This window comes from Thalassiella azotivora, assembly GCF_054781695.1.
In genome coordinates this window covers 143,362-167,830 of the sequence record NZ_BAAGTX010000003.1, presented here as the reverse complement: position 1 = coordinate 167,830, position 24,469 = coordinate 143,362, and the positions used below count along the sequence as shown (strand labels likewise).

Genomic DNA, 24,469 nt, shown 5'->3' with positions numbered 1-24,469 from the left:
ACCCTAGAGCCACACCGCGGGAGCGCTGCCCAGGACGACGGGCGGACCGCCCCAGGTGAGGGGACGGCCGGCGAGGCGGCCCGGCGCGACGACGCGCGAGATCCGGCCGAGGGCGCTGTCCACGACCTCCGTCCGGGCGGCACCGGGCGACGTCCCGCCACCACCCGGGGGCGGGGCGTCGAGCAGCTCGTGCGCGGTGCGGGCCAGCACGACGTCCACGACGGCGCCCGCCGCCGGTTCAGTCGTCACGGAGTCCGTCAGGGCCTCCAGCACGCCGGCGGCGAGCAGCCACCCGCTCGCGTGGTCGAGGACCTGCGCCGGCAGCGGCTCCGGCGGGCCCTGCCCGGACGCCGGCCACGCCAGCCCGGTGGCCACCTGCACGAGGCTGTCGAACCCCCGGCGGTCGCCCCAGGGGCCCGTATCGCCCCACGCGGACAGCCGGCCGAGCACCAGACCCGGTCGCAGGGCGCCCAGCCGCGCCGGGCTCCAGCCTGCCGACACCGCCGACCCGGGACGCAGACCCAGCAGGACGACGTCCGCCGCGGCGACCAGGGAGGCGAACGTCGCGGCGTCCCCGTCCGCGCGCAGGTCCAGGGCGGTGGCCCGTTTGCCCGCGGTGGTGTCGGCGACGAGCACCGGCACCTCGGCGAAACCGGGCGGGTCGACGCGCAGGACGTCCGCGCCCAGTGCCGCGAGGACCTTCCCGGCGGTCGGCCCGGCGATCACCCGCGTCAGGTCGAGGACCCGCACCCCGGTGCAGGGCCGGGTGGGGTCGTCGCCCGGGTCGCACCGGCGCAGGTCGCGGAGTGCGCCGTGCCCGGCGTGAGCGTCGGTGCCGACGTGGGTGCGCGGGCCGAGCAACGGCGTCCGGCCGACGAGGGGGTGGGCGTCCACGGCGGCGGCCTGCGCCGTCGCGCGCCACCGCCGGGGTGCGCGCAGGGCGGACGCGGCGCCGCCCGCGGCGGCGACGGCGTCCTCGACGTCGACGGCGCGCAGGGTCGCCAGGCGGGCCGCGGCCGTCTCGCGCAGGTGCTCGTCGCGTCGGTCCGCTGGCTCCGGGCCCGCCGGCTCGCGGTCCGCCAGCCCCAGGGCGGCCAGGGCCGCGGCCCGGTGGTGGGCGTAGTTGGTGTGCAGCCGCACCCAGCCGTCCGCCGTCCGGTACGCGCCGGCCAGCGGGTCCCACAACGGTGGCGTGACGCCGTCCACGGTGAGGTGACGTTCCGACGCGACGGCGTGGACGACCTCCCCGGCGTCCAGCCCGACGGCCGGCGGCGACGCGCCGGTCCGGGCCGACCACAGCGCGGCGGCACCGTCCAGGGCGCGGTGCACCGACGTCACGGCGAGGTCGGTCACCGGGAACCGGGAGCCCGTCGGCTCCGGCGGTACGGGCGCGGCGCCGTCCTCGGCGGCCGGTGCCCCCTCGGTCGGTCCGTCGGTCGGCGGGGTCATCCGGGCGGTCACCTCCGAGGCGCACCCTCGCTGCGGGGCGTGGGACGATGACGCGTCCCCGAGCAGTGAGGTCGTCGAGAGTGTCCCCGATCGCCCGCGTGGCCCCGCAGCCGGCCGCCACGCCCCCGGACCTGATCCGGAACTTCTGCATCATCGCCCACATCGACCACGGCAAGTCGACGCTGGCCGACCGGATGCTGCAGATCACCGGTGTCGTCGAGGAGCGGGCGATGCGGGCCCAGTACCTGGACCGGATGGACATCGAGCGCGAGCGCGGCATCACCATCAAGTCGCAGGCCGTGCGGATGCCGTGGGAGGTCGACGGCACCGCGTACGCGCTGAACATGATCGACACGCCGGGGCACGTCGACTTCACCTACGAGGTGTCCCGTTCCCTGGCCGCGTGCGAGGGCGCCATCCTGCTCGTGGACGCCGCGCAGGGGATCGAGGCGCAGACCCTCGCCAACCTCTACCTGGCGATGGAGAACGACCTCACGATCATCCCGGTGCTCAACAAGATCGACCTGCCGGCCGCCCAGCCGGAGAAGTTCGCGGAGGAGCTCGCGAAGCTCATCGGCGGCGAGCCCGAGGACTGCCTGAAGGTGTCCGGCAAGACGGGCGTCGGCGTCGAGGAGCTGCTCGACCAGATCGTCCGGCAGATCCCGAACCCCGTCGGGGACGCCGACGCACCCGCCCGCGCGATGATCTTCGACTCGGTCTACGACACGTACCGGGGCGTCGTCACGTACGTCCGCGTCGTCGACGGGCAGCTCAACCCGCGCGAGAAGATCGCGATGATGTCGACGCACGCGACCCACGAGCTGCTCGAGATCGGCGTCTCCTCCCCGGAGCCGGAGCCGACGAAGGGCCTCGGGGTGGGGGAGGTCGGCTACCTCATCACCGGCGTCAAGGACGTCCGCCAGTCCAAGGTCGGCGACACCGTCACCAACGCGGCCAAGCCGGCGCCCGAGGCGCTCGGCGGCTACTCCGACCCCAAGCCGATGGTGTTCTCCGGCCTCTACCCGATCGACGGGTCCGACTACCCGGCGCTGCGCGACGCCCTCGACAAGCTCAAGCTCAACGACGCCGCCCTGGTCTACGAGCCGGAGACGTCGGCGGCGCTCGGCTTCGGCTTCCGGATCGGCTTCCTCGGCCTGCTGCACCTGGAGATCGTCCGCGAGCGGCTCGAGCGCGAGTTCGACCTCGACCTCATCTCCACCGCGCCGTCCGTCGTGTACGAGGTGACCCTGGACGACGGCACCGAGGTCACGGTCACCAACCCGAGCGAGTACCCGACCGGCAAGATCGCCGAGGTCCGCGAGCCGGTCGTGCGCGCCACCATCCTCACGCCGTCCGAGTTCATCGGGACGGTGATGGAGCTGTGCCAGCAGCGCCGCGGCGCCCTGCTCGGGATGGACTACCTGTCCGAGGAGCGCGTGGAGATGCGCTACACCCTCCCGCTCGCCGAGATCGTGTTCGACTTCTTCGACAACCTGAAGTCCCGCACGCGCGGGTACGCGTCCCTGGACTACGAGCCCGCCGGCGACCAGACGTCCGACCTGGTCAAGGTGGACATCCTCCTGCAGGGCGAGCAGGTCGACGCGTTCAGCCAGATCGTCCACAAGGACAAGGCGTACGCCTACGGCACGATGATGGCCGGCAAGCTGCGCGAGCTCATCCCGCGCCAGCAGTACGAGGTGCCCATCCAGGCCGCCATCGGCGCCCGCGTCATCTCCCGCGAGACGATCCGCGCCATCCGCAAGGACGTGCTGGCCAAGTGCTACGGCGGTGACATCACCCGCAAGCGCAAGCTCCTGGAGAAGCAGAAGGAGGGCAAGAAGCGGATGAAGATGGTCGGGCGGGTCGAGGTCCCGCAGGAGGCCTTCATCGCCGCGCTGTCCTCCGACGCGGGGGACGCCAAGGAGAAGGCGAAGAAGTAGCGGTGGCCGCCGGTGCGGCGCCACCCGCCGCCGCGGCGCGCCTGCTGGTCCTGGCCGCCGCCGTCGCCTTCGGGACGACGGGCACCGCCCAGGCGCTCGGGCCGGACGACGCCTCGCCCGTCGCGGTGGGCGTCGTCCGCGCGGTGGTCGGCGGGGCGGCGCTCGCGCTCGTCGGGCTGTGGTCGGCGCGCCGTGCTGCCCCGGCCCGTGCGACGGCCCGGCGGACCGCCCGGGGGTGGTCGAGCACGCTCGGACGGCGCCGCGCGCTCCTCGTGGCCGTGGCCGCCGTCGGGGTCGCGGCGTACCAGCCCACGTTCTTCGTCGGGGTGCGCGCCAACGGCGTCGCGGTGGGGACGCTGGTGGCGCTCGGCTCGGCGCCCGTGCTCACCGGGCTGCTGGAGTGGTCGCTGACCCGGCGCGCGCCCGGCCGGCGGTGGGTGGCGGCCACGACGCTGGCCGCGGCCGGTGTGGCGGTGCTGTCCGGCGCGCTGGCGGGCCCGTCCGCCGCAGCGGCGTCCACGACGGACCCCTGGGGGCTGCTCGCGTCCGTCGGCGCCGGCGCGTCGTACGCGGTCTACACGCTGGCGAGCAAGGGGCTGCTGGACGCCGGCTGGTCGGTGGAGACGACGATGGGTGCGGCGTTCGGGGCGGCCGGTGCGCTCGTGCTGCCGGTGCTGCCGTTCCTCGACCTGGGATGGGTCGTGACGCCGTCGGGCGCGGTGACGGCGCTCTACCTCGGGGTGGTGCCCACGGCGCTGGCGTACCTGCTGTTCGCCCGTGGGCTGCGGCACCTGCGCGCGTCGGAGGTCTCGACCCTGACGCTGGCCGAGCCGCTGACCGCGGCCGCCCTCGGGATCGGGCTGCTCGGGGAGCCGGCGGGGTCGTCGTTCCTGCTCGGCGGGTCGCTGCTCGTCACCGGGCTGCTGGTGCTCTCGGTGATTCCCCGCTCACGCAGCGCAGGACCGGGGGCTCGGGGCGCGCGGGAAGGGGTCGAAGTCCCCCCGACGGACCGCGCGACGTCCTAGTGTGACGGCGACCACAGACCAGCGACCACGGGCGCAGGCCCCCGAGCGGGAGGACGTGACGTGACGCTCCAGACCACGGCGTGCACGGCCCCGGAGACCGAGCAGCGCGCCCTCGAGCGGGAGATGGCCAGCGCGCCGCCGTCCGTCGGGGCCCTCTTCGCCCGCCGGGTCGAGCAGACCCCCGACGCGGAGGCCTTCCGGTTCCGGTCCGGTGGTGACGGCTGGGAGTCCCTGACCTGGGCCCGGACGGCGCAGCTCGTCGACGAGGTCGCTGCCGGGCTGCTCGCCCTCGGGGTGCGCGGTCAGGACCGTGTCGCCATCGCCTCGGGGACGCGGATCGAGTGGGTGCTCGCCGACCTGGGGGTGATGCGCGCCGGTGCCGCCACCACCACCGTGTACCCCACGACAGGGGCCGACGACGTCGAGTACATCCTCGACGACTCCGGCTCCGTCCTCGTCGTCGCCGAGGACGCCGCCCAGCTCGACAAGGTCCGCGAGCACTGGGGGTCGCTGCCGAACCTGCGCACGGTCGTCGTCATCGACTCCGACGGCGTGACCCAGGACGAGCACGTCCTCAGCCTCGACGCGCTGCGGGAACGCGGCCGGGCGCTGCTCCAGGAGCAGTCGGACGTCGTGGAGAAGGCCTGCGCCGCCGTCGGACCGGCCGACCTCGCCACGCTGATGTACACCTCGGGCACCACCGGCCGGCCCAAGGGCGTGCGGCTGCGCCAGTCCTCCTGGGTCTACGAGGGCGCGGCGATCGCCGCGACGGGCGTCATGGCCCGCGACGACCTGCACTACCTGTGGCTGCCCCTGTCGCACTCCTTCGGCAAGGTGCTCCTGTCCGGCCAGCTGGCCGTCGGCACCCCGACCGTCGTGGAGGGCGACCTCGACGCCCTCGTCGAGAACCTCGGTCAGGTGCGACCCACCCTGATGGCCGGCGCGCCGCGGATCTACGAGAAGGTCCACTCCCGCGTCGTGACCACCGCGGTCGGGGAGGGCGGCGCCAAGGCGAGGATCTTCGCCTGGGCCTTCGGCGTGGGCCGCGAGGTCTCCGCGATGCGTCTGCGCGGCGAGGAGCCGGGCGGCCTGCTCGCCGTCAAGCACAGGCTCGCCGACCGGCTGGTGTTCGCCAAGATCCGGGACCGGTTCGGCGGCCGGATCCGCTACTTCGTCTCCGGGTCCGCGGCGCTCTCCCGGGAGATCGGCGAGTGGTTCCACGCCGCCGGCATCGTCGTCCTCGAGGGGTACGGGCTGACCGAGACCTCCGCAGCCAGCTTCGTCAACCGGCCCGACGGGTACCGGTTCGGCACCGTCGGCCGGCCGCTGGCCGGGACGCAGGTCCGCATTGACGACGACGGCGAGGTGCTGCTCAGCGGGCCGGGCGTCATGGAGGGCTACCACAACCGTCCCGAGGAGACCGCCGAGGTGCTCACCGCCGACGGCTGGCTGCGCACCGGTGACATCGGCGAGATCACCGACGAGGGCTACCTGCGGATCACCGACCGCAAGAAGGACCTCATCAAGACCTCCGGCGGCAAGTACGTCGCGCCGTCCGCCATCGAGAGCCGGTTCAAGGCGATCTGCCCGCTGGCCAGCCAGATCGTCGTGCACGGGGACAACCGCAACTACGTCACCGCCCTCGTCACCCTCGACCCCGACGCCGTCGCAGGCTGGGCCGAGGCCAACGACATGGCCGGCGCGTCCTACGCCGACGTCGTGCGGTCCGCGCGGATGCGCACCGAGCTCGAGGGGTACGTCGAGCGGCTCAACGCCACCCTCAACCGGTGGGAGACCATCAAGCGCTTCGAGGTCCTGCCCGCCGACCTGACCGTCGAGGACGGGGCGCTCACCCCGTCGATGAAGCTCAAGCGCCGGCTCGTCGAACGCCGCTACGCCGACGTCCTCGACTCGATGTACGAGGGCTGACGCCGGACGTGGTCGGCGACCCGGGCCCGGCCTGGTTGGATGCGTCCATGGGCCGAGTCCTCGCCGTCTGCCGCGTCGCCGAGCTGCACCTCGACGAGTCCCCGCACGGGGTCACCGCCATCGACAAGCGCCCCGTCGAGGGGCGGGTGCCCGTGCGCCGGCTCGGGGTGCGCGGCGACGTCCAGGCCGACCGCGCGGACCACGGCGGACCGGACCAGGCGGTGTACGCCTTCGACGACGCCGAGGCGGCGTACTGGGCCGCCGAGATCGGACGGGACGTCGTTCCCGGGCTGTTCGGGGAGAACCTGCGCACGCGGGACGTGGCCGTCGACGACGCCGAGATCGGCGAGCGCTGGCTCGTCGGTGACGGCCTGCTCCTCGAGGTGACCGCCCCGCGCGTCCCGTGCTCGACGTTCGCCCGGTGGCTCGGCGAGGAGCGGTGGGTCCGGCGGTTCGCCGACCACGGGCGCACCGGGGCCTACCTGCGGGTCGTCGAGGCCGGCGACGTCGGCGCCGGCGACCGGGTGCAGGTCGTCTCCAGACCGGGCCACGGGGTGACCGTCAGCGGCTGGTTCGTCCGGCGCGACCCCCGCGACGCCCGCGCCCTCGTCGACTACGAGCAGTCCTCCGGCTGGTCCGTCCCCCGTCCGCTGCGCAACGGGATCGAGCGGGCCCTCACGCGAGCCTGACCGCCCGCGGCACCCGGGCGACGAGCAGGTGCTGCGGCCCCAGGTCCCCGCCGAGGTACCGCCGCTCGGTGTCCACCCACCCCGCCCGCAGGTACGACGCGAGCGCCCGCTCGTTGCGGACGTTGACCGTCAGCACCGCCAGCTCGGGGCGCGGGTGCGTGTCGGTCGGCAGGTCCGCGGCGAGCGCCGGGACCAGCCGGGCCGCCTGCGTGCCCCACCCCCGGCCCTGGGCGCCTGCGTCGAGGTAGAACCCGCGCAGCAGCACGGCGCGCTCGGGGGAGTCGACGACGTCCGCGAGGTACCCGCGACGGTCGAGCACCCCGAAGCCGACCGGGTCGTCACCGGCGAGCACGGCGAACGGGTGCCGGTCCGGGTCGGCGAGCGCCTCCGGCAGGGTCACGGCGGCGCGGCTGCTGAACGGCTCCTGCTCCTCGGTCGGCGCCAGGGCCGTCACGGCCCGCGCCAGGTCGTCGTCCTCGGACAGCAGGTGCAGTCGCACCGCGGGCTCGTCGTCCACGCGGCGAAGCCTAGGTGCGGCGGCCCGCCCTCCCCGACAGTCAGGGGGTCGACGGGCAGCGCCCGCGGTGGGCGACCATGGAGGGGTGAGCCCACCGAGCCTGCCCGTCGGCGACCCCGTCCCCGCCGACGGCACCCTGCCCCCGTCCGTCGCGGACGGCGCCGCGGACCGGCTGCTCGGGCTGTACGTGCACGTGCCGTTCTGCCGGGTGCGGTGCGGGTACTGCGACTTCAACACCTACACGCGCTCCGAGCTCGGACCCGTCGACCTGCCCGGCGCCTCGGTCGGCGGGTACGCCGCGGCCGCCGCGCAGGAGGTCGGGCTGGCCGCCGCCGTCCTGGACCGCGCCGGGGCCGGCGGCCGGCCCGTGTCCACGGTCTTCGTCGGTGGCGGGACCCCGACGCTGCTGCCTGCGGCGGACCTCGTGGCCCTGCTGCGGCGCGTGGACGACGACCTCGGCCTGGCACCCGGCGCCGAGGTCACCACGGAGGCCAACCCGGACTCGGTGACCGCCGACTCGCTGGCCGCCCTGGCCGCGGGCGGGTTCACGCGGGTGTCCTTCGGCATGCAGTCGTCCGTGCCGCACGTCCTGGCCGCGCTCGACCGCACCCACGACCCGGCGCGGGTCGCGGACGCCGTCCGCTGGGCGCGCGACGCGGGCCTCCAGGTCAGCCTCGACCTCATCTACGGCACGCCGGGCGAGTCGGTCGACGACTGGCGGACCAGCCTGGACGACGCCCTGGCGCTGGAGCCGGACCACGTCTCCGCGTACGCGCTCGTCGTCGAGGAGGGCACCCGGATGGCCGCCCAGGTCCGGCGGGGCGAGCTGGCCGCACCCGACCCGGACGACGAGGCCGTCAAGTACGAGGTCGCCGACGAGGTCCTGACGTCGGCGGGGTACGGCTGGTACGAGGTGAGCAACTGGGCCCGGGCCGCCGACCGGGTGTGCCGGCACAACCTCGGCTACTGGCGGGGCGACGACTGGTGGGGCGTGGGCCCCGGCGCGCACAGCCACGTCGGCGGCGTGCGGTGGTGGAACGTCAAGCACCCCGCGGCGTACGCCGAGCGCCTCGCCCGGGGGACGAGCCCGGCGCACGCCCGCGAGGTCGTCGACGACGACGCGGGCACGCTCGAGCGGCTCATGCTCGGGGTGCGCCTGGCCGACGGCCTGGCCAGCGGCGCCGTCCCCGCACCCGGGCGGGCCGCCGTCCCCGACCTGGTGCGCGCCGGGTGGCTGGACGCCGCAGCCGCCCCGCACCGGGTCGTGCTGACCCGGCGGGGGCGGCTGCTGGCGGACTCGGTGGTCCGGGTGCTGCTGGGGTGGCAGGAGCCGCCGCGGGTGGCCGATCCTGCCGTCGCGCCGACCCGGTCGCCGGCGGACGGGTGAGCGTCAGCTGATGAAGCGGATGGTCACCGGGTAGCGGTAGTTCTCGCCCTTGTTCGCGGCCAGGCCGGCCAGGATCGCGAAGACCAGCGAGCCGATCCAGACGACGAAGAAGAGCAGGACGCCGATGCCGATGACGCTCAGGACGACGCTGACGACGTAGCCGATGGCGACGGCGATCTGGAAGTTCAGTGCCTCCTTGGACTGGTCCGCGACGTAGGCGCCCCGGTCCTTCTGCACCAGCCACACGATCAGCGGCGCGAGGAAGCCGAAGAGGATGCCGCCGAGGTGGGCCAGCATCGCCCACATCCGCTGGTCCGACGGGCTCATCTCGGTGGAGAGCCCCTGCCCAGCGGGAGCCTGCTGCGGGTAGCCCTGCTGGGGGTAACCCTGCTGGGGGTAGCCCTGCTGCGGCTGACCCTGCGGGGTCCCGCCCTGCTGCGGGCCGGGGGCCCCCGCCTGGCTGTAGGGGTCCTGGGGTGCCTGCGGCTGGTCGCTCACGTGTCCTCGCTCTGTCGTCGCGCACCGGCGTCCCCGGTGCCGCGGTGTGTGCGTGCGGCGGTCACGCTAGCGGTGCGCGGCTCGCCCGCGGGCCCGTATCGGGGAAGCGTCATCGAGTCGGAACACGCGCGTGCAGCCGGTCCTGCTGGACCGTCGGCGCGCCGTCACCGGGCGCTCACCGACCGTTTCGGCTCGCGCCCGGATCGCGACGTCCGGGCGGCGCCCGGTCAGCTCACGAAGCGGATCGTCAGCGGGTACCGGAACTCCTCGCCGCGGTTGGCTGCGACGGCTCCGAGGATCACCAGGATCAGGTAGGCGATGCCGACGAGCGGCAGCAGGACGAACCCGACGAGCACGATCAGCAGCACCGCCGATACGACGATGTAGATCAGCCAGGTCAGGTTGAAGTTGAGGGCCTCGACCGCCTGCCGGCGCGCGTAGGGGGAGCGGTCGCCGATCACCAGCATGCAGACCAGCGGGCCGAGGAACCCCAGGGCGACGTACGCGGCGGCGAACGCCGACAGGTGCGACACGACCGCCCACGTCCGCTCCTGGTCGGGGCTCATCGCGTCGGGTCGCGGCGGCCCCTGCGGCCCGGGGTGGGCGCCGGGGTAGCCACCAGGAGCACCGGGGTAGCCACCGGACGGTCCGGGGTAGCCGCCGGACGGTCCGGGGTAGCCGCCGGGCTGCGGGCCAGGTGGCGGCCCCGGAGGTGGCGTCGGGCCACCGGACGGCGTCGCGCCACCGGGCGGCGTGGGGCCGGTGCCCTGAGCCGGCGCGGGACCCTGCCCGGGCGCGCCGGGGGCTGCGGGACGGTCGGCGGGCTGCGCGGGACGCTCGTGCTCGGGGGTGCTCATCGTCTCTCCTCGTGGTGCCGGGGACCGGTCGGATCCCGGTGCTCCCACGCTAGGAGTGACGGACGCGGCGTCCCACCCGGTTCCCCGGCCAGATGCCCCGGGGGACAACCCCCGCCTCGCCGTTCAGGCCCCCGGGTCCGCCGTGACGAAGTCGATCAGCTCCTCGACGCGACCGAGCAGGGCCGGCTCGAGGTCGCTGTAGTCGCGGACGGTGCCCAGGATGCGCTTCCACCCCCGCGCGACGTCCGCCTGGGTGTCGTGCTCCCAACCGAGCTCGGCCAGGACGCCGTGCTTCCACGACCGTCCCCGGGGGATCGTCGGCCACTGCGACCAGCCGAGGCGCTGCGGACGGACGGCCTGCCAGACGTCGACGTACGGGTGCCCGACGACCAGCACGTGCGGGGCGTAGCGGGAGTCCGCCAGGGCCTCGCGGGCGATCCGTGCCTCCTTGCTGCCGTCGACCAGGTGGTCCACCAGCACACCCAGCCGGCGGCCCGGTCCGGGCGCGAACCGGGCGACCTCCGCGGCCAGGTCGTCGACGCCGTCCAGCGGCTCCACCACGACGCCCTCGATCCGCAGGTCGTCGCCCCACACCTTCTCGACCAGCTCGGCGTCGTGCCGGCCCTCGACCCAGATCCGCGACCCGCGCGCGACCCGGGCGCGCGCGCCGTGCACGGCCGTCGACCCGGAGGCCGTGCGCGCGGGACGCGTGGGTGCCGCCGCGGCCCGCGGCGGCACCAGGCGGACGGGCGACCCCTCCAGCAGGAAGCCGGGTCCCAGGGGGAAGGAGCGGGTGCGACCGCGGCGGTCCTCCAGCGCCACGACGTGCACCCCGCCGCTCTTCTCCACCCTGACGACGGCACCGCACCACCCGGTCTCCGCGTCCTCCACGACGAGGTCGCGGTCGGCGGGCACCTCCGGCAGCTCCCGGCGGCGCGGCGGCCCCCCGGCCAGCACGTCGCTGCCGTAGCGGTCGTCGGTCTGGGCCCCGGGGCGGGGAGCGGGCGTCGTCACCGGGGCAGGGTAGGGGCGCGTGCCCGCCCGCCGGGGTCGACACGACGACGAACCGCGGGGCAGCGCGTAGACTTGGCACTCCGAGCGCCAGAGTGCCAGCCTGGGCCCGCCGGGCGCGGGGACGACGACGCCCACGGCGCGCCGGTCCCGGCCGGGCCGCCCCGGACGACGGGCAGGGCGGCGGGACCGGACGTCGGGCAGGCGGGACGAGCGACCGAGGAGGTGGAGCGGGTGAGTGACGAGCGCAGGCTGTCGGTGCTGCGGGCCATCGTCGAGGACTACGTGGAGACCCGGGAGCCCGTCGGCTCCAAGGTGCTCGTCGAGCGCCACAACCTCGGCGTCTCGCCGGCCACCATCCGCAACGACATGGCCGCGCTGGAGGAGGAGGGGTACATCGCCCAGCCGCACACCAGCGCCGGGCGGGTCCCCACCGACAAGGGCTACCGCCTGTTCGTCGACCGGCTGGCCAGCGTCAAGCCGCTCAGCGCCGCAGAGCGGCGCGCCATCCAGACCCTCATCTCCGACCCCGTCGACCTGGACGACGTGCTCGAGCGCACCGTGCGCGCGCTCGCCCGGCTCACCCACCAGGTCGCCGTCGTCCAGTACCCGTCACTGAGCCGGTCCACCGTGCGCCACGTCGAGCTCGTGCCGCTCGGCGGGACGCGCCTGCTCGTCGTCCTCATCACCGACACCGGCCGGGTCGAGCAGCGGATGGTCGACATCGGCGTGCCCGTCCCCGAGCAGGTCGTCGGCGAGCTGCGGGCGCGCCTCAACGACGTCGCGGCCGGGCAGCCGATGAGCGCCGTCCCCGGCCGCCTCGAGGCGGTGCCCGAGGCGTTCCGGCCCGAGGACCGCGACCTCGTGCGCGCCGTCCTCGCGGCCGTCGAGGACTCCCTGTCCGCCGAGCGCGAGGACCGGGTGGTGCTGGCCGGCACCGCGAACCTGGCGCGCGCGGGCACCGACTTCACCTCGCTGTCGCCGGTGCTGGAGGCCATCGAGGAGCAGGTCGTCCTGCTGCGGCTGCTGTCCGAGATGGCCGACGACCCGACCAGCGGGGTGTCCGTGCGGATCGGCCACGAGAACGACCACGAGGGCCTGCTCGGCACGTCCCTGGTGTCCAGCGCCTACGGCACGGGCGGTGACGCCGTGGCCCGCCTCGGGGTCCTCGGCCCGACCCGGATGGACTACCCGACGACGATGGCCGCCGTCCGCGCCGTGGCCCGCTACGTGTCGCGGATCATCGCCGGGTGAGCCCGCCGCCGTCCGCGCGGCAGCGCCCGCCGTTGCCCCGACCTGCCACCGACCGGCGGTGCACCCGCCGCCCGACCAGCGCCCGAGACCCTAGGGAGCGACCCCACCCGTGAGCGACCACTACGAGGTGCTCGGCGTCAGCCGGGACGCCTCGCCCGAGGACATCAAGAAGGCCTACCGCCGGCTCGCCCGCCAGCTGCACCCCGACGTCAACCCCGGCCCCGAGGCCGCGGACCGGTTCAAGGACGTCTCCCGCGCCTACGAGGTGCTCTCCAGCCCCGAGAAGCGCCGGGCGTACGACATGGGCGGGGACGCCGCGACCGGACCCGGGGCCGGGTTCGGACCGGGGTTCGGGTTCAGCGACATCTTCGAGACGATCTTCGGCCAGGCCGGCGCCCGCGGGCCGGCGTCCCGGCAGCGTCCCGGCCAGAACGCGCTGATCCGGCTGGAGGTCGACCTGCGCGAGGCCGTCTTCGGCTCCGAGCGCGAGGTGCAGGTCGACACGGCGGTGCTGTGCCAGACGTGCCAGGGCACCTGCTGCCGGCCGGGGACGTCGCCGCGCGAGTGCGAGGTCTGCCACGGCCGCGGGCAGGTGCAGCGGATGGCGCGCTCGCTGCTCGGCCAGGTGATGACGACGTCCGCGTGCCCCGCGTGCGGCGGCTACGGCACGGTCATCCCCGAGCCGTGCCTGGAGTGCTCCGGCGAGGGCCGGGTGCGCACCCGCCGCACCCTGCGGATCAAGGTGCCCGCGGGCGTGGACACCGGCACCCGGATCCAGCTCGCCGGCCAGGGCGAGGTCGGTCCCGGTGGCGGCCCGCCCGGCGACCTCTTCGTCGAGATCGTGGAGAAGCCCGACGAGACCTTCACCCGGCGCGGCGACGACCTGCACTGCACCCTGGTCGTGCCGATGACGACCGCAGCGCTCGGGGCGACCGTCGAGCTGACCACCCTGGACGGCGTCGAGAAGATCGACCTGCGTCCCGGCACCCAGCCCGGCGAGGTGCACACCCTGCGCAGCATGGGCGTGGAGCACCTGCGCGCCGGCGGCCGCGGCGACCTGCACGTGCACGTCGACGTGCAGACCCCCACCCGGCTCGACGACGAGCAGGTGCAGCTGCTGCGCCGGCTCGCCGAGCTGCGCGGCGAGGAGGCCCCCGAGGGACGGCTCGCCGTCACCCACGGCGGCGTGTTCTCACGGCTGAAGGACAAGCTCGCCGGCCGCTGAGCCCCCGGGCGTTCCCGCTTGTTCGCTTCTCTCCCGCCCGAACTGATCGTCAGACGTGGATGGGGGCTATCACCCCCATTCACGTCTGACGATCAGTGGGCACTGGGCGGTGATGAACGAGCAAGGGCCGGGTGGGGACCGGGTCGCATCAGGCTGACTCCAGCAGGGCGCACCCGGTCCCTGCGTCGGCCAGACGCCGGTAGGTGACCTCCACCGTGGACAGGACGGTGGCGGCGTCGTCCCGGATCTGCGCCGGGGTGAAGGCCAGCACCGTCGCGCCGGCGGCTGTCAGCAGGGAGTCGGTGCGCAGCGTTCGGTCGAACGCGAGGCCGACCGTGTGGTGCTCGCGGCTGTGCACCTGGACGGCTAGTCCCACCTCCCCGAACCAGAGGTCCGGGCGCGCCACGACCTGACCGGTCGGTGTCACCAGCAGAGGGTTCACCGCCGGCGGAGGGAGCACCGCGCTCGTCCCCACGACGGCCAGCAGGTCCGCCTCCGGGCGGGACCACGCGCCGAGCTCGGCGGCAGCGAGAGCACGCCGCACCCGGCCGCTGCCTCTCACGGGTCCTCGTTCGATCTCGTGGCGGAGCGCGGTTACGGTCGACAGGCCGCGCTGGACGACGTCCAGAACCACCGCAGTGGTGCTCGGCTGGTCGCGCAGCTCCGTGGCCGCGTCCACGAGCGCCCGCGCCGGCGTGGCCGCGGGGAAGCCGCGGACTGACGACCCGGCGTCGAACCGGACCGTCGGCTGCACGACCACCTGCCCTGCCTGTCGTCGGCGCCGCCGCTCCCTGACCAGCACTCGGATGGTGCGACGACGCGGGAGGTACCGGACCCCGTGGAGCCGCAGAGCCTCGGTTGCGGTGAGGATCGCCGGGTCACCCGCGTACAGCAGGGCAGCGACGAGCTGCTGGTCGTCGTCCAGGGCACCGGTGAACGTGGCCACGACGCCCGGCAGCACGGCGGTCCACCGGCGGCCGAGGGCCCAGCGCAGCTGTTCGCGGGTCAGTCCGCCCTCGTACAGCTGCCGTCGGTGGACGATGCCGCGCTGCCGCACGAGGAGCGCCTCGAGCCCTTGTGGTGTTCTCACGCCGGCACCGTGCGACGGCGCAGCGCCTCCGTGCACCGGACCGAGGCTCGACCTGTGGACAGGGTTCCGGCCGGCCGGTGCTGTGGAGGACTCGTCGTGCGTGCACCCTCCTCCCCGCCCGCACTGATCGTCAGACTCCGTAGGGGGTGATCACCCCCAGGAACGTCTGACGATCAGTAGGTCGGGGAGGAGGGCCGCGGGAGAGGAGGGGTCGGTGACGAGGGCAACCGGGACGGGGCGACGGGGGCCGCCGAGGGTCACTCGACGGTGATCTCCTTGGTGTCGGGGAACATCCGCGGGCCCTCGGGGCTCTCGCCGCCCGACTCGTCGGGCTGGTAGACCTCCACCGTGTAGGTGCCCGGCGTCAGGTCGACGGTGAACGTGCCCTCGTCGTACGTGCCCATGCTTCCGGCCGTCAGGAAGCCGTCCGCGACCACGGTCCCGGCGCCGTCACGCACCTCCCAGAGGAAGTTGCCCTCGAACGCCGTCCCGTACACGACGACCTCGACCGCACCGGCCGGGACGGTGGCGCCGTGCTGCGGGGTCACGATCCAGGTCGGCGCCTGCACGTCCACCTGCGGTGCGCGGCTCTCCGGCTCGCCGACGCGGACGACGCCCCAGGCGTCCGCGGGCTCGCCGTCGACCGTGATCGTCACCGTGGACGCGGGGGTCCCGGCGACCTCGGCCGCGGCGGTGGCGGTGTGGACGAGCTGCTGGACGGCGAGCGCGGCGACCTCGCTGCCGACGTCCGTGCCGGAGAACGCGTCGGCGGACAGGTCGACGGTCAGCGCGTCGCCGGATTGGGTGACCTCCACGCGCGAGGCGGGCTGCCAGGGGGTGGAGTAGTCCGGGTCGAGCGGCTCCTGGCGGGTCATGGCCGCGACCGCGGACGCGACCGGCCCGCCGACGTCGGGGACGTCCCGGAACTCGCGGTAGAGCCACGGTCGGGTCCTCGACTGCCCCACCCAGTACACGGGTACGCCGCTGAGCGTGCCGGTCGGCTCGGCCGTCCCGTCGCCGGACGGCTCCGAGGGGCCGGGGGAGGCGGTCGCGGTGCTCGTGGGGGCGGCGGCCGGCGGTGCCTCGTCGTCGTCGCCGAGCAGCAGGACGGCCCCGAAGACCGAGCCCGCCACCACGGCGGCCGCCAGGCCGGCGACCCAGGGCACCCAGCTGGGCCGGCTGCCCCGGTCCGCCTCGGTCCGCTCGGTGATCCGGTCGAGGCCGTCCTCGTCGGGGTGCACCATGTCCGCCTCCTCTGCCAGCGCCCGGCGCAGCCGGGCGACCATCGGGTCCAGGTCCTCGGGGACGCCGGTCACGGTGTCCTCCCGTCCTCGCCGAGTGCCGCCCGCAACGCGGTCAGCCCCCGGCTGGCGTGGCTCTTGACGGCCCCCGCGCTGATCCCGAGGACGTCGGCGATCTCGGCCTCGGAGGCGTCGGCCCAGTACCGCAGCACCAGGACCTCCCGCTGCCGCCGGGACAGCCCGTGCAGGGCGCGGACCACCTCGCGCCCCTCGGTGGCCAGGACGGCGCGCTCCTCCGGCCCGGCGGGCTCGGGGGCGCCGGGCTGGCGGTGGCGTTGCTCCACCGAGCGGTGGCGGCCCACGGAACGGCACCCGTTGACGACGCTCGTCCGCAGGTAGGCCGCGCCCGTCGCGGGGTCGCGCAGCCGCGGCCAGCGCCGGTGCAGGGCCACGAACGCGTCCTGGACGACCTCCTCCGCGGCGCTGGAGCCGCCCAGCAGCAGGTGGGCGAGCCGGACCATCGGCACCCAGTGCGTCGCGTACAGCGCGCGGACCGCCTCGTCCGGCGTCCACGTCACGGACTCGTCGGGGTGCGGGGCGGCGGGGCCGGGCAGGTCGCGTCCGGGGCGCCGGCGGTCGGGTGGGGGCGTGGCGCCGTCAGCCGGCATCCCCGTCTCCTCTCCCCGAGCCCACCACGGGGTCCGGCGGCCCGCCCGTGGGCCGGTGCCGGACCACCCGGCGCGCCCGGACACGTCCTGGGGGTCGACCAGGGGCGCGTCCGGGGCCGGCGGCGCTGTCGCTGCTGTCACACCCGCACCACGCGCGAGGCGGCCCGTGGGTTGACGCCCTCGAGCCGGACTGCGCCACGTGGGTGGTGCGGTGTCTAGGGTGGCGCAATGAGCACCGAGAACCCGCAGGACACGCGCGGCGGTGACCGGCCGGCCCCCACGTCGGACCCCGACTGCCTCTTCTGCCGCGTCGTCGACGGCAGCGTCCCGGCCGACGTCGTCGTCGCCACCGACCGGGTGCTGGCGTTCCGCGACGTCTCCCCGCAGGCGCCGCTGCACGTGCTGGTCGTCCCGCGCGACCACCACGTGGACGTCGGTGCGCTCGCGCACGCGGACGGCGAGACGCTCGCCGAGCTGGTCCGCGTCGGCGGCCAGGTGGCCGCGGACGAGGCGGGCGGGGAGTTCCGCCTGGTCTTCAACACCGGTCCGAGCGCAGGCCAGTCGGTCTTCCACGTGCACGGGCACGTCCTGGGCGGCCGGTCGATGACCTGGCCCCCGGGGTGAGGACCGGCTGAGCGCGGTCGGCGCGGGTACGATCAAGGGGTCCGCACCGCGACGTCCCGAGGAGCAGGGCCCACCGGCCCGACCCATGTCCGACCAACCCCCCGGTCCACGAGTCCACGACAGGTCGGCTGCCGCCGGCGGCGACGCCCCGCCGTCCGAGGCGCCGCCACCGGGTGCGGCCCCTGCGGCGCCGTCCGGCGGTCGCGACACCCAGCACCGGATCGTCGTGCCGTCCGACGTCTCCATGGTGTCCCTGCTGGGCACCCGCGACGAGCTGCTGCGCGTGGTCGAGCGGGCGTTCCCGCGGGTCGACGTCCACGTGCGGGGCAACGAGGTGACCCTCACGGGCCGGGTGGGGGAGGTGGCGCTGGTCGAGCGCCTGGTCGACGAGATGCTCGCCGTCCTGTCCGGTGGCCAGACCCTGACGCCCGACGCGGTCGAGCGCTCGATCGGCATGCTGCGGCACGCGGGCGGCGAACGGCCCGCGGACGTGCTCACCCTGAGCGTCCTGTCGAACCGGGGGCGCACGATCCGGCCGAAGACGCTCAACCAGAAGCGGTACGTCGACGCGATCGACGCGCACACCGTCGTCTTCGGGATCGGCCCGGCGGGCACGGGCAAGACGTACCTGGCGATGGCGAAGGCCGTCCAGGCGCTGCAGAACAAGGCCGTGAACCGGATCATCCTGACCCGGCCGGCGGTGGAGGCGGGTGAGCGGCTCGGCTTCCTGCCCGGGACGCTGACCGAGAAGATCGACCCCTACCTGCGGCCGCTGTACGACGCCCTGCACGACATGATCGACCCGGACTCGATCCCGCGGCTGATGGCGGCCGGGACGATCGAGGTGGCACCGCTGGCGTACATGCGCGGCCGCACCCTCAACGACGCGTTCATCATCCTCGACGAGGCGCAGAACACCTCGCCCGAGCAGATGAAGATGTTCCTGACCCGGCTCGGTTTCGGCTCGAAGATGGTCGTCACCGGCGACGTCACCCAGGTCGACCTCCCCGGTGGGACCGAGTCGGGCCTGCGGGTGGTCAGCCGGATCCTCGAGGGCGTCGAGGACGTCTCCTTCATGCACCTGACCAGCGGCGACGTCGTCCGGCACCGCCTGGTCAGCGACATCGTCGACGCCTACAGCCGGTGGGACGCCGAGCGGCGCGCGCCCTCGGGCGACGGTCGTGGGGGTGGCCGCGCCGACAGCCGGGGGGACGCCGCCGGGTCGCCCGGCCGCACCCGCCGGCGCCCGCCGACCCGGCCGGCCGGGGAGTCCCGGTGAGCGTCGAGGTCGTCAACGAGTCGGGTGCGCAGGTCGACGAGGTCGAGGTCGGTGAGCTCGCCCGGCACGTCCTGGACGCCATGCACGTGCACCCGCAGGCGGAGCTGTCCGTGCTGCTGGTGGACGCCGCCGCGATGGAGCGCCTGCACGTGCAGTGGATGGACGAGCCGGGTCCGACCGACGTCCTGAGCTTCCCGATGGACGAGCTGCGACCGGGCCGCGAGGGAGCGCCCAGCGGGCCGGGTCTGCTCGGCGACGTCGTGCTGTGCCCGGAGGTGGCCGCCCGCCAGGCCGCGGCCGCCGGGCACGCGACGGCCGAGGAGCTGCTGCTGCTGACGACGCACGGGATCCTGCACCTGCTCGGCTACGACCACGCCGAGCCCGAGGAGGAGAAGGAGATGTTTGGGCTGCAGCGCCGGCTGCTGCTGACGTTCCTGTCGCAGCGGGGGCGCGCGTGATCGACGGTCCGCTCGGGCTCCTCGTCGGGCTGGCGGTCCTGCTCCTCCTGCTCGCGGCGCTCCTCGCGGCCACGGAGGCGGCCCTCGGGCGGATCACCCGCGCGGAGGCGGCCCGGCTCGTCGTCGACGGGCGCCGGGGAGCGGTGGACGTCGTGGAGGTCCTGGAGGACCCGGCCCCGCTCGTCAACGTGTCGGTCTTCCTGCGGCTGGTGATGGAGGCCGGGGCGGCCGTCTGCATCACCCTCGTCACCGCGAGCGTCCTGTCCCCCTGGTGGGTGGTGGCCCTGGTGGCGACCGGCGTGACGGCCGTGGTGTCGTTCTCCGCCGTCGGGGTCAGCCCACGCACGCTCGGCCGGCAGCACGCCGAGCGGGTCGCCTGCGCGGGGGTCCCGCTGCTCAGGTCGGTGACCCGGTTGCTCGGCCCCCTCGCGCGCGGGCTGGTGCTGCTGGCCAACGCCCTGACCCCGGGCCGCGGCTTCCGGGACGGCCCCTTCGCCTCGGAGGTCGAGCTGCGGGAGATGGTCGACCTCGCGACCGAGTCCCAGGTGATCGAGGCCGGTGAGCGGGAGATGGTGCACGCCGTCTTCGAGCTGGGCGACACCCTGGTGCGGGAGGTGATGGTGCCGCGCACCGACATGGTCACCCTCGACCGCGACACGCGTCTGGACGAGGCGATGGACCTCTTCCTGCGCTCGGGGTTCTCCCGGGTCCCGGTGGTCGGCGAGGACGCCGACGACGTCCTGGGCGTGCTCTACCTCAAGGACGTCGCGCGGCGGCTGCACCCCGCCGGTGGCGGGCCGGGCGCCGACGCCGCGGTGACCGGGGTCGACGAGGTGATGCGCCCGGCCGTGTTCGTGCCCGAGAGCAAGCCCGTCGACGACCTGCTGCGCGAGATGCAGCGCACCTCCGGGCACGTCGCGCTCGTCGTCGACGAGTACGGCGGCACCGCGGGCCTGGTCACCATCGAGGACCTCATCGAGGAGATCGTCGGGGAGATCGCCGACGAGTACGACCGGGAGGCGCCCGGCGTCGAGGCACTGGAGGACGGCGCCTACCGGGTCAGCGCCCGCACACCCATCGACGAGGTCGCGGACCTCTTCGGGATCGAGATCGACGAGGACGAGGTGGACTCCGTGGGTGGCCTGCTGGCCAAGGGCCTGGGCAAGGTGCCGATCCCGGGCGCGACGACGGTCGTCGGCGGTCTGGAGCTGGTCGCGGAGCGCCGGGAGGGCCGCCGGAACCGGATCGCCACCCTCCTCGTGCGCCGGGTCGAACCCGCCGCGAGCCGGGACGACGCCGAGGTGACCCGGTGACCGCCTCCCCGCCCGCGCACCGGTCGGGTTTCGCCTGCCTGGTCGGGCGACCGAACGCCGGCAAGTCGACGCTCACCAACACGCTCGTCGGGCAGAAGGTGGCGATCACCTCGATGCGGCCGCAGACGACGCGGCACACGATCCGCGGGGTGGTGAACCGGCCGGACGCCCAGCTCGTCATCGTCGACACCCCCGGCCTGCACCGGCCGCGCACCCTCCTCGGCCAGCGGCTCAACGACCTGGTGCTGGAGACGCTGCACGAGGTGGACGTCGTCGGGTTCTGCGTCCCCGCCGACCAGCGGGTCGGTCCGGGTGACCGGTTCATCGCCCAGCAGCTCGCCGACCTGAACGGCGGACGCCGGCGCACGCCGGTGGTCGCGATCGCGACCAAGGCGGACGCCGTCGACCGGGCCCGTCTGGCCGAGCACCTGGTCCAGCTCAGCGAGCTCGGGCAGTGGCACGACGTCGTCCCGGTCTCCGCGACCGAGGGCTACCAGGTGGACGTCGTCGCGGACCTGCTCGCGGCGCCGCTGCCCGAGGGGCCGCGGCTGTACCCCGACGGCGAGCTCACCGACGAGCCGGAGGCGGTGATGGTCGCCGAGCTCGTGCGCGAGGCGGCGCTCGAGGGCGTGCGTGACGAGCTCCCGCACAGCCTGGCGGTCGTGGTCGAGGAGGTGATCGAGCGCGAGGACCGCGACGACGGTCTGCTCGACGTGCACGCCACCGTGTTCGTCGAGCGGGACTCCCAGAAGGGGATCGTCATCGGCCGCAAGGGCGCTCGCCTCCGCGAGGTCGGCTCGACGGCCCGGCGGGGGATCGAGGCGCTGCTCGGCGTCCCGGTGAACCTGCAGCTGCACGTCAAGGTCGCCAAGGACTGGCAGCGCGACCCCAAGCAGCTGCGCCGGCTCGGCTTCTGACGGCTCGGCTCCTGACGGCTCGGCGTCTGACGGCTCCGACGCGTGCGTGGTCGCGCCGTCCGACCCGTGGTCGCCCGGCACGGCGTCCGGAAGGCCGGACGTATCGTGGCCCCCATGCGCGTCGGAGTGTTCGGAGCCACCGGTCAGGTCGGCGGGGTCATGCGTGCCCTGCTGGAGGAGAGGTCCTTCCCCGCGGACGAGGTACGGTTCCTCGCCTCCGCCCGCTCGGCGGGCACGACCCTGCCGTGGAAGGGCGGCGAGGTCACCGTGGAGGACTCGGCGACCGCCGACCTCTCCGGCCTGGACCTGGCGCTGTTCTCCAACGGGGGAGCGGCCTCCCGCGAGCTGGCCCCCAAGGTCGCGGCCACGGGCGCCGTGGTGGTCGACAACTCCTCGGCCTGGCGGATGGACCCGCAGGTCCCGCTCGTCGTCAGCGAGGTCAACCCCGAGGACCTCGACGACCTGCCCAAGGGCATCGTCGCCAACCCCAACTGCACCACGATGGCCGCCATGCCGGTCCTGGCGCCGCTGCACCGCCGCGCGGGGCTGACCCGGCTGACCGTCGCGTCGTACCAGGCGGTGTCGGGTTCCGGCGGCAAGGGCGTCCGGGAGCTGGAGACCCAGGTGCAGGCCGTCGCCGACAAGGCGGCCGAGCTCGCCTTCGCCGGGGACGCCGTGGCGATGCCCGAACCGAGCGCCTACGCCGCCCCGATCGCCTTCAACGTGCTGCCGCTCGCCGGTTCGCTGGTGGACGACGGCAGCGGGGAGACGGACGAGGAGCAGAAGCTGCGCAACGAGTCGCGCAAGATCCTGCACCTGCCCGACCTCGCCGTCGCCGGCACCTGCGTGCGCGTTCCGGTGTTCACCGGCCACAGCCTCGCCGTGCACGCCGAGTTCGAGCAGCCGATCACCCCGGACGAGGCCCGCTCCCTGCTCGCGGACGCGCCGGGGGTCGCGCTCGCGGACGTCCCCACGCCGCTGGCCGCGGCCGGCACCGACCCGAGCCTGGTGGGCCGGATCCGGCAGGACCAGAGCGTGCCCGGCGGCCGCGGCCTGGTGCTCTTCGTCGTCGGCGACAACCTGCGCAAGGGCGCGGCGCTGAACGCGGTGCAGGTCGCCGAGGAGCTCCTCCGCCGCCGCTCCTGACGTCCACCACGAGACGCCGGTCCCACATGATGGGACCGGCGTCCGCTGCGTTCGGCCCCTGCGTGACCACGGGAGTACGCTCGGTGCGTGCGCTCCAGCCTCCTCCTTGGCTGCCGCGGCGAGGGTCAGTAACCAGACCGGTCCCCTCGTCGCGGAGTCCGGTGCTGCCTCCGGTCGTCCGAGCCGCCCACCGAGGAGTGACCCACCGTGATGCACCCCCAGCAGCCCTCCGGGATGCCGACCCACCGGTACCGCCCGTACGCCGAGCAGCTGCCCGTCCACCTGCCGGACCGGACCTGGCCCGACGCCCGCATCACCAGCGCCCCCCGGTGGTGCGCGGTGGACCTGCGCGACGGCAACCAGGCGCTGATCGACCCGATGAACCCCAGCCGCAAGCTGGCGATGTTCCAGCTGCTCGTGCGGATGGGGTACAAGGAGATCGAGGTCGGGTTCCCGTCGGCGAGCCAGACGGACTACGACTTCGTGCGCCAGCTCATCGAGGGCGACCTCATCCCGGACGACGTGACGATCCAGGTCCTCACCCAGTGCCGTGAGCACCTCATCGACCGCACGTTCGAGTCGATCCGCGGGGCCGACCGCGCGATCGTCCACTTCTACAACTCGACGTCCGTCCTGCAGCGCCGGGTCGTGTTCGGCATGGGACGCGACGGGATCGCCGACATCGCCACCCAGGGGGCGAGGCTGTCGATGAAGTACGCCGAGGTGCACACCCCCGACACCGAGATCCACTGGCAGTACTCGCCGGAGTCCTACACGGGCACCGAGCTCGACTTCGCGGTCGAGGTCTGCTCCAAGGTCATCGACGTCATCGACCCGTCCCCCGACCGGCCGATGATCATGAACCTGCCCGCCACGGTCGAGATGGCCACGCCCAACGTCTACGCCGACTCCATCGAGTGGATGCACCGCAACCTGCCCCGTCGCGACTCGGTCGTGCTGTCGCTGCACCCGCACAACGACCGGGGCACCGGCGTCGCCGCCGCCGAGCTCGGCTACATGGCCGGCGCGGACCGGATCGAGGGCTGCCTGTTCGGCAACGGCGAGCGGACGGGCAACGTGTGCCTGGTGACCCTCGGCCTGAACCTGTTCAGCCAGGGCGTTGACCCGCAGGTCGACTTCTCGGACATCGACGAGATCCGCCGCACGGTGGAGTACTGCAACCAGCTGCCCGTCCCCGAGCGCCACCCCTACGGCGGGGACCTGGTGTACACGGCCTTCTCCGGCTCCCACCAGGACGCGATCAACAAGGGCTTCGACGCGATGGCCGCGGACGCCGCGGCGCAGGGCGCGGACGTCGACGACATCGAGTGGGCGGTCCCGTACCTGCCGATCGACCCGAAGGACGTCGGCCGCTCGTACGAGGCGGTCATCAGGGTGAACTCCCAGTCCGGCAAGGGCGGCGTGGCCTACCTGATGAAGACCGAGCACAACCTCGAGCTGCCGCGGCGGCTGCAGATCGAGTTCAGCCAGGTCGTCCAGCACCACACCGACGGCGAGGGCCGGGAGATCTCGGCGGCCGACCTGTGGAGCGTGTTCGAGGACGAGTACCTGCCCGCCGCCGAGGGGCGCCCCACCTGGGGACGCTTCGGCCTGCTGGGGATGCGCTCGACGTCCGAGGTGGACGGCGCGGACCGGCTGTCGGTGGACGTCACGGACGGCGGGCGCGAGCGCACGCTCGAGGGCATCGGCAACGGCCCGATCGCCGCGTTCGTCACCGCCCTGTCCGACCTCGACGTCAACGTCAGGGTGCTGGACTACGCCGAGCACGCGATGAGCTCGGGCGGGGACGCCGTCGCGGCGGCCTTCGTCGAGTGCGAGGTCGGCGACCGGGTCCTGTGGGGCGTCGGGATCGACCCGAACATCGTGACGGCGTCGCTCAAGGCGGTGGTCTCGGCCGTCAACCGCGCCGAGCGCGCCGCGGGCTGAGTCGC

At 74.5% G+C, this 24,469-nt stretch carries 22 protein-coding genes; 14 read left to right on the top strand and 8 right to left on the bottom strand.

Annotated features, from left to right (window positions below):
* Positions 1–3: 3 nt before the first annotated feature.
* A complete protein-coding gene (locus tag ACYVQV_RS03545; RefSeq protein WP_461021874.1) occupies positions 4–1,449 on the bottom strand; it encodes a CoA transferase in 1,446 nt (481 codons plus the stop codon).
* 47 nt (positions 1,450–1,496) lie between these two features.
* Here ACYVQV_RS03545 and lepA point away from each other — a divergent pair, with 47 nt between their 5' ends.
* The 4 genes from lepA to ACYVQV_RS03525 all read left to right on the top strand — a co-directional run bounded on the left by lepA (position 1,497) and on the right by ACYVQV_RS03525 (position 7,032).
* On the top strand, positions 1,497–3,389 hold the full coding sequence (lepA, locus tag ACYVQV_RS03540; protein WP_461021873.1) for a translation elongation factor 4: 1,893 nt from the start codon (positions 1,497–1,499) through the stop codon (positions 3,387–3,389).
* A 2-nt stretch (positions 3,390–3,391) separates the two neighbouring features.
* Positions 3,392–4,414, top strand: coding sequence for a DMT family transporter (locus ACYVQV_RS03535; protein WP_461021872.1), 1,023 nt, complete (start codon positions 3,392–3,394; stop codon positions 4,412–4,414).
* 123 nt (positions 4,415–4,537) lie between these two features.
* The gene (locus ACYVQV_RS03530; RefSeq protein WP_461021934.1) at positions 4,538–6,343 is read left to right on the top strand and encodes an AMP-dependent synthetase/ligase; all 1,806 of its coding nucleotides are present in this window, start codon (positions 4,538–4,540) and stop codon (positions 6,341–6,343) included.
* Between the two features lie 47 nt (positions 6,344–6,390).
* A complete protein-coding gene (locus tag ACYVQV_RS03525; RefSeq protein WP_461021871.1) occupies positions 6,391–7,032 on the top strand; it encodes an MOSC domain-containing protein in 642 nt (213 codons plus the stop codon).
* Here the strand turns inward: ACYVQV_RS03525 and ACYVQV_RS03520 are convergent.
* Positions 7,019–7,549: a GNAT family N-acetyltransferase gene (locus tag ACYVQV_RS03520; protein WP_461021870.1), complete on the bottom strand. Its 531-nt coding sequence runs from the start codon at positions 7,547–7,549 to the stop codon at positions 7,019–7,021. The genes ACYVQV_RS03525 and ACYVQV_RS03520 overlap by 14 nt on opposite strands.
* A gap of 85 nt (positions 7,550–7,634) precedes the next feature.
* On the opposite strand from ACYVQV_RS03520, the gene hemW reads away from it, so the two are divergent.
* Positions 7,635–8,936 (top strand): radical SAM family heme chaperone HemW, encoded by a 1,302-nt coding sequence (gene hemW, locus ACYVQV_RS03515; protein ID WP_461021869.1) that lies wholly within the window; start codon positions 7,635–7,637, stop codon positions 8,934–8,936.
* Positions 8,937–8,939: 3 nt separating this feature from the next.
* Here the strand turns inward: hemW and ACYVQV_RS03510 are convergent, their stop codons facing one another.
* The 3 genes from ACYVQV_RS03510 to ACYVQV_RS03500 form a co-directional block, all read right to left on the bottom strand.
* Complete coding sequence (locus tag ACYVQV_RS03510) at positions 8,940–9,434, bottom strand: DUF4870 domain-containing protein (RefSeq protein ID WP_461021868.1); 495 nt, start codon at positions 9,432–9,434, stop codon at positions 8,940–8,942.
* 227 nt (positions 9,435–9,661) lie between these two features.
* Positions 9,662–10,291 (bottom strand): DUF4870 domain-containing protein, encoded by a 630-nt coding sequence (locus ACYVQV_RS03505; protein ID WP_461021867.1) that lies wholly within the window; start codon positions 10,289–10,291, stop codon positions 9,662–9,664.
* A 123-nt stretch (positions 10,292–10,414) separates the two neighbouring features.
* Positions 10,415–11,305, bottom strand: a complete 891-nt coding sequence (locus ACYVQV_RS03500; protein ID WP_461021866.1) for a DUF3097 domain-containing protein — start codon at positions 11,303–11,305, stop codon at positions 10,415–10,417.
* Positions 11,306–11,536: 231 nt separating this feature from the next.
* Between ACYVQV_RS03500 and hrcA the strand changes: the two genes are divergently transcribed.
* Complete coding sequence (hrcA, locus tag ACYVQV_RS03495) at positions 11,537–12,556, top strand: heat-inducible transcriptional repressor HrcA (protein ID WP_461021865.1); 1,020 nt, start codon at positions 11,537–11,539, stop codon at positions 12,554–12,556.
* Positions 12,557–12,665: 109 nt separating this feature from the next.
* Positions 12,666–13,781, top strand: a complete 1,116-nt coding sequence (gene dnaJ, locus ACYVQV_RS03490) for a molecular chaperone DnaJ (protein ID WP_461021864.1) — start codon at positions 12,666–12,668, stop codon at positions 13,779–13,781.
* 148 nt (positions 13,782–13,929) lie between these two features.
* On the opposite strand, the gene ACYVQV_RS03485 is transcribed toward dnaJ, so the two are convergent.
* From ACYVQV_RS03485 to ACYVQV_RS03475, 3 genes are all read right to left on the bottom strand, one after another.
* Positions 13,930–14,871 carry a hypothetical protein gene (locus ACYVQV_RS03485; protein WP_461021863.1) on the bottom strand — a complete coding sequence of 314 codons (942 nt, stop codon included), beginning with the start codon at positions 14,869–14,871 and terminating at the stop codon, positions 13,930–13,932.
* A 257-nt stretch (positions 14,872–15,128) separates the two neighbouring features.
* Entirely contained in the window at positions 15,129–16,187 is a 1,059-nt protein-coding gene (locus ACYVQV_RS03480; protein ID WP_461021862.1) for a Gmad2 immunoglobulin-like domain-containing protein, read from the bottom strand.
* Positions 16,184–16,780 (bottom strand): SigE family RNA polymerase sigma factor, encoded by a 597-nt coding sequence (locus ACYVQV_RS03475; protein ID WP_461021861.1) that lies wholly within the window; start codon positions 16,778–16,780, stop codon positions 16,184–16,186. Before ACYVQV_RS03475 ends, ACYVQV_RS03480 begins: the two co-directional genes overlap by 4 nt.
* A gap of 228 nt (positions 16,781–17,008) precedes the next feature.
* On the opposite strand from ACYVQV_RS03475, the gene ACYVQV_RS03470 reads away from it, so the two are divergent.
* The 7 genes from ACYVQV_RS03470 to leuA all read left to right on the top strand — a co-directional run bounded on the left by ACYVQV_RS03470 (position 17,009) and on the right by leuA (position 24,464).
* Positions 17,009–17,404 carry an HIT domain-containing protein gene (locus ACYVQV_RS03470; RefSeq protein ID WP_461021860.1) on the top strand — a complete coding sequence of 132 codons (396 nt, stop codon included), beginning with the start codon at positions 17,009–17,011 and terminating at the stop codon, positions 17,402–17,404.
* Positions 17,405–17,489: 85 nt separating this feature from the next.
* Complete coding sequence (locus ACYVQV_RS03465) at positions 17,490–18,683, top strand: PhoH family protein (protein WP_461021859.1); 1,194 nt, start codon at positions 17,490–17,492, stop codon at positions 18,681–18,683.
* Positions 18,680–19,141, top strand: coding sequence for an rRNA maturation RNase YbeY (gene ybeY, locus ACYVQV_RS03460; protein WP_461021858.1), 462 nt, complete (start codon positions 18,680–18,682; stop codon positions 19,139–19,141). Before ACYVQV_RS03465 ends, ybeY begins: the two co-directional genes overlap by 4 nt.
* A complete protein-coding gene (locus ACYVQV_RS03455) occupies positions 19,138–20,454 on the top strand; it encodes a hemolysin family protein (protein WP_461021857.1) in 1,317 nt (438 codons plus the stop codon). The genes ybeY and ACYVQV_RS03455 overlap by 4 nt, the downstream gene beginning before the upstream one ends.
* Positions 20,451–21,371 (top strand): GTPase Era, encoded by a 921-nt coding sequence (gene era, locus ACYVQV_RS03450; protein WP_461021856.1) that lies wholly within the window; start codon positions 20,451–20,453, stop codon positions 21,369–21,371. Before ACYVQV_RS03455 ends, era begins: the two co-directional genes overlap by 4 nt.
* Positions 21,372–21,485: 114 nt before the next feature.
* Entirely contained in the window at positions 21,486–22,517 is a 1,032-nt protein-coding gene (locus ACYVQV_RS03445; protein WP_461021855.1) for an aspartate-semialdehyde dehydrogenase, read from the top strand.
* A gap of 210 nt (positions 22,518–22,727) precedes the next feature.
* Entirely contained in the window at positions 22,728–24,464 is a 1,737-nt protein-coding gene (gene leuA / locus ACYVQV_RS03440) for a 2-isopropylmalate synthase (RefSeq protein ID WP_461021933.1), read from the top strand.
* Positions 24,465–24,469 lie beyond the last annotated feature (5 nt).